General features: G+C 69.9%; 1 protein-coding gene. It reads right to left on the bottom strand.

Features of this window, described 5'->3' with window-relative positions; genetic code table 11:
* Positions 1–781 (bottom strand): LD-carboxypeptidase (locus tag ACK4TH_RS12390; RefSeq protein ID WP_409626889.1); only part of this gene is annotated, 781 nt, incomplete at its 3' end.
* Positions 782–873 lie beyond the last annotated feature (92 nt).

The raw sequence follows: 873 nt of genomic DNA, 5'->3' as shown, positions 1-873 counted from the left end.
ACGCCACCACCGTCTCGAGCCGGAACCCCCGGTCGTGCGGCGTGAGCGCAAAGCGATTGAACGCGCCCAGCAGAATGGCCTTTTGCCGCCCCAACACCCCTGCGAGCAGCAATTGCGTCAGCATCCGCTCGATGCGGTAGGGGTGTTCGCCCACATCCTCCAGAAACAGCAAGCCACCGTCCACCGACGGCAGGTACGGCGTGCCCACCAGTCCGGCCAGAATCGACAGATTGCCCCCCCAGAGCATAGCGCCTTGCACGCGCCAGCCGGCCGCCAGTTCGGGGTGCGCCCGCAGGTCGGACGATGGCAGCCGCCAGCCAGCCCCCTCCCCCACCCCCTGCGCCAGATCGTCGAAACAGGCGACGGTGATGTCGTCCAGCGCATCGACCGCCCAGTCCTCCATCACGGCCGGGCCCGCCCAGGTGGCCGTCCCGCGCTGGGCCAGCACAGCCAGCCCAAAGGCGGTAAAGTCGCTCAGCCCCACCCACGCCATGCCACGGCGCGCGGCGGCGTCGATTGCGTCGTAGGGCAAATGCGGCAGCAGGCGGGTCAGGCCGTAGCCCCCGCGTGTGGTCAGCGCCACGTCCGCACCGCTGGCAGCCGCGCGCTCGATGGCGGCCAGCCGTTCATCGTCATCGCCCGCAAAGCGTTGGTGTCGGGCCAGCGCCGCGGGGTCCACCGTCACCCCGTAGCCGGCGGCCTGCAAGCGGCGCACGGCGCGCCGAAAAGCGGCGCGGTCGCGCACCGCCCCGCTGGGGGAGTAGATGTAGAGACTGGGCATGACCCGATTATCGGGCGGTAATCCCCCCGAAATCCAGCGCTCCGAGAAGTAGAGCTATGCGGCCATGGCCAGCCGCTGTTTTGGGGTGATGC

This window comes from Tepidimonas sp. (assembly GCF_046292505.1).
Lineage (GTDB): Bacteria > Pseudomonadota > Gammaproteobacteria > Burkholderiales > Burkholderiaceae_C > Tepidimonas.
Note: the sequence above shows the minus strand (reverse complement) of the source record. Positions and strands in the feature narration are given on the sequence as shown.